The organism is Rhizobium sp. SEMIA 4085 (assembly GCF_013004495.1).
Taxonomy (GTDB): domain Bacteria; phylum Pseudomonadota; class Alphaproteobacteria; order Rhizobiales; family Rhizobiaceae; genus Rhizobium; species Rhizobium gallicum.
In genome coordinates this window covers 1-3,813 of the sequence record NZ_JABEPH010000472.1, presented here as the reverse complement: position 1 = coordinate 3,813, position 3,813 = coordinate 1, and the positions used below count along the sequence as shown (strand labels likewise).

General features: G+C 61.3%; 3 protein-coding genes and 1 pseudogene. 3 read left to right on the top strand and 1 reads right to left on the bottom strand.

Translation table 11 applies throughout. From position 1 onward, the window contains the following. On the bottom strand, positions 1-642 hold a 642-nt coding region (locus tag C9413_RS29315; protein ID WP_281408691.1), incomplete at its 3' end, for a cytochrome c biogenesis protein CcdA. A 320-nt stretch (positions 643-962) separates the two neighbouring features. Between C9413_RS29315 and C9413_RS29310 the strand changes: the two genes are divergently transcribed. From C9413_RS29310 to C9413_RS29300, 3 genes and pseudogenes are all read left to right on the top strand, one after another. Beyond that, a complete protein-coding gene (locus tag C9413_RS29310) occupies positions 963-2,006 on the top strand; it encodes an alpha/beta hydrolase (RefSeq protein WP_040114545.1) in 1,044 nt (347 codons plus the stop codon). Between the two features lie 97 nt (positions 2,007-2,103). After that, complete coding sequence (locus tag C9413_RS29305) at positions 2,104-2,844, top strand: response regulator (protein WP_040114546.1); 741 nt, start codon at positions 2,104-2,106, stop codon at positions 2,842-2,844. Then, positions 2,841-3,813: pseudogene (locus C9413_RS29300) on the top strand (histidine kinase dimerization/phospho-acceptor domain-containing protein); the annotation flags it as partial. The gene C9413_RS29305 and the pseudogene C9413_RS29300, both read left to right, overlap by 4 nt.

Sequence of the window (3,813 nt, the reverse complement as noted above, 5' to 3'; positions counted from 1 at the left end):
ACCGAGCGCACTGACGGCAGCGCCGGCCAGGCCTGCGGCACCCAGCCTCTGGCGACGACGCGCGCTTACGCCAAGCGACAGCTTCATGCCGGCAAAGATCTTGCCCCCGACAAGAAGGGCAATGGCAAGCGATGTCGCGGCACCAGCGGCATAGGCGACGAGGAGGAAAGTCGTCTGGAGATTGGCGCCTTGCAGTGCCGCACCCGTCAGCAGGAGGCCGAGGATCGGCCCGGCGCAGGGTGCCCAGAGCAGACCGGTCGCAACGCCGAGGATCAAGGAGCTTGCGGCAGTCGGTACGGAGCCGGGTTTGCCCGACGCATTCAGAAGCCTGTTGCCGAAGTCGACGACTGGCTGGGTGATGACGCTTGCAACGCGTGGCGAAAGAAGGCTGGCCCCGAAGACCGCGAACAACAGGATTGCGGCGAAACGCCCGTATTCATTGGCATGGATCGCCCAACTTCCGCCGACCGACGCAAGCGTCGCGACAAGTGCGAAAGTACCACTCATGCCGATCAGCATGGGCAGCGTGCTTCGGATAAAGGGCTGTCCCGCGCGGGCAAAGACGAAGGGGAGAATGGGAAGGATGCACGGACTGAGTATGGTCAGCGCTCCTCCGAGATAGGCAATGATGAGAAGTGTCATCGTCGTTTCCTTGAAACCGGTTGGTCGGGTTCTGGACGGCGATGGGGCACGGCCAGCAACGGGGCCAATCTGGTGGGCGCGACGTATCCTGGATGTGTCCGGCTTCCATAAGAAATGTACCGCAGTGTACGAACCGCCGGGTGCACGACAGAATGACACAAATCACCGGCGGCTCGTTGAAGGGGCGGAGCGGATTGTATCAGAACGTATCAAGGCGGCCGGATGCTACATCTGCATTCAATTGCGGGCTCGGCGGGACACATTGGGGATACATGCGGCCGGCTCTCTTCAGGTCACGATCAATCGAGATGGAGAGAACGATGTCCCCTGAATTCAACCACCAGCGCCGCCGCTTCTTCGGTGTCGCCGCCATGGCCGTGGCCGCCGCCGAATTCGGCATGACCGCGATCGCAAACGCCCAGTCGCCCGCGGTATCCTTAGGAGCGGTCAAGGGGGGAGGCCATACTTCGTTCGGAGCGCTGAAGCAGATCAAGGCAGGTGTGCTCGATATCGGATACGCAGAAGCCGGTCCGGTAGATGGTCCAGTCGTCCTGCTCGTTCACGGCTGGCCATACGACATCTACAGCTATGTCGATGTCGCACCGATCCTGGCCGATGCAGGCTACCGCGTTATCATTCCCTATCTGCGCGGTTATGGCACGACGCGCTTCCTTGCGGACGAGACGCCGCGTAATGGCCAGCAGGCGGCGCTGGCGGCTGACATGATCGCCTTGATGGATGCACTCGGCGTCGAAAAGGCGATCCTCGGCGGATATGACTGGGGTGCGCGCACCGTCAACATCATGGCGGCTCTCTGGCCGGAACGCTGCAAGGCAATGGTTTCCGTCAGTGGCTATCTCATCGGCAGCCAGGAAGTCAACAAGAAGCCGTTGCCGCCGAAGGCGGAGCTGTCCTGGTGGTACCAATTCTACTTCGCAACCGAACGCGGCCGGCTCGGCTATGCCGCCAACACGCACGAGTTTGCAAAGCTGGTCTGGCAGACGGCCTCGCCCACCTGGGCCTTCGACGACGAGACCTTCAACCGTTCGGCAGGCGCGTTCGACAATCCGGACCATGTGGAAATTACCGTCCATAACTATCGCTGGCGGCTCGGTCTCGTCGAAGGCGAGGCGAAATACGATGCCTACGAGAAGCTGCTGGCGATGGGGCCGATGATCACGATCCCGACGATCACCATGGAAGGCGATGCCAACGCCGCGCCGCATCCGGAACCATCCTCCTATGCGAAGAGGTTCTCCGGAAAATACGAGCATCGAAATGTAACGGGCGGTATCGGGCATAATCTGCCACAGGAAGCGCCGCAGGCGTTCGCCCAAGCCATCCTTGATGTCGCGAAATTCTGACTGGAAGCTGTCGCGAGAAACCCCTTTACTCGCGGCAGCCGACACGTGCAAATAGCGGCTGCAAAGCGGCCAATGGATACTGTTTGAAAGACAAAAGATGGAGCATGTCGACCACATCCTGATTGTCGATGATGATCGTGAAATTCGCGAACTGGTATCGAGTTACCTGAAAAAGAACGGCCTACGGACCACGGTTGCCGCCGACGGCCGGCAGATGCGCAGTTTCCTCGAAACCAGCACGGTCGATCTGATCGTGCTGGATGTGATGATGCCGGGTGACGACGGGCTGGTCCTTTGCCGGGAACTTCGCGCCGGCAAGCACAAGGCGACGCCGGTTGTCATGTTGACGGCGCGCGACGACGAGATGGACCGGATCATCGGGCTCGAAATGGGAGCCGACGACTATCTCCCGAAGCCTTTCGCGGCGCGTGAGCTTCTTGCCCGCATCAAGGCGGTGCTGCGGCGCACGCGAATGTTGCCGCCCAACCTTCAGATCAGCGAGGCAGGACAGCTGCTGACTTTTGGCGAGTGGCGGCTCGACACCGTTGGCCGGCACCTTCTTGACAGAGACGGCACGGAGATCGCGCTAAGTGGTGCCGAATACCGATTGTTGCGGGTCTTCATCGATCATCCCCAACGCGTGCTCAACCGAGATCAGATCTTGAACCTGACGCAGGGCCGCGATGCCGAGCTCTTCGACCGATCGATCGACCTTCTGGTCAGCCGTCTGCGCCAGCGGCTCGGTGACGACGCACGCGAGCCGACCTACATCAAGACGGTGCGGGCTGAAGGCTACGTGTTCTCCGTACCGGTCGAGATTTCGGTGCCTAGGACATGAGTGAGGGCGGCAAGTCCCGTTTCGGCTGGTGGCCAAGCACGCTACGCTCGCGCCTCTTCCTGATCCTATTTGCCGGACTGGCGATCGCCTATAGCCTCTCGTTCAGCATCCTTTTTGCCGAGCGCTACATGTCGGCCAAGGCCGTCATGCTTGGCACGCTGGAAAGCGATCTAGCGACGTCGATAGCCGTGATCGACCGACTGCCCGCCAACGAGCGGGCCGAATGGCTGGACCGCCTGAGCCGTGGCAACTAGCGCCTTGTTCTTGGGCCGGGTCTTCCCGGTGTGCCGGACATGTCGGGACGCGGAGCGGAGATTGCAAAACGGATAGAGGAGGCGGCAGGCCACAGGTTTCCGCTCCGCGTCGAAGCCATTCCGGGTGACGGCAAGCGGCTGCAGGGACATCGGACTCTTTCAGACGGTGCCCCGCTCCCCATTGACGTGACGCCGCGCGGCGTCATGCCGTTGGCCGAATGGCTGCCATATGTCTTTGCCGCCCAGATGGTGCTGCTGATCCTCTGCACCTGGTTTGCGGTGCGCCAGGCGGTTCGCCCGCTTAGCGATCTCGCGGCCGCCGCCGATGCACTCGATCCCAACAAGAAGGGGTCCCCATTGAGCGAGAGCGGGCCGAGCGAAGGCGCCAACGCGGCGCGCGCCTTCAACGCCATGCGCGACCGTATCGCCCATTACCTGGAAGAACGCGTGCAGATTCTCGCGGCGATCTCGCATGACCTGCAGACGCCGATCACGCGCATGCGCCTGCGCGCCGATTTGGCGGACGATACCCCGGAAAAGGACAAGCTGGTCAGCGACCTGCGGGAGATCGAGCGGTTGGTTCAGGACGGAATTGCCTTTGCGCGCAGTTCTCACGGCAACGGCGAAAAGACATCTCGCATTGATCTGTCTTCCTTTATCGACAGCATCGCCTACGATTACCATGATACTGTCTGTCTCTTATCTACCTCTCCGA

Excerpts from the sequence above, each read along its gene's own strand:
- C9413_RS29310 (WP_040114545.1), top strand. The coding sequence starts at position 963 with ATGTCCCCTGAATTCAACCACCAGCGCCGCCGCTTCTTCGGTGTCGCC.
- C9413_RS29305 (WP_040114546.1), top strand. The coding sequence starts at position 2,104 with ATGGAGCATGTCGACCACATCCTGATTGTCGATGATGATCGTGAAATT.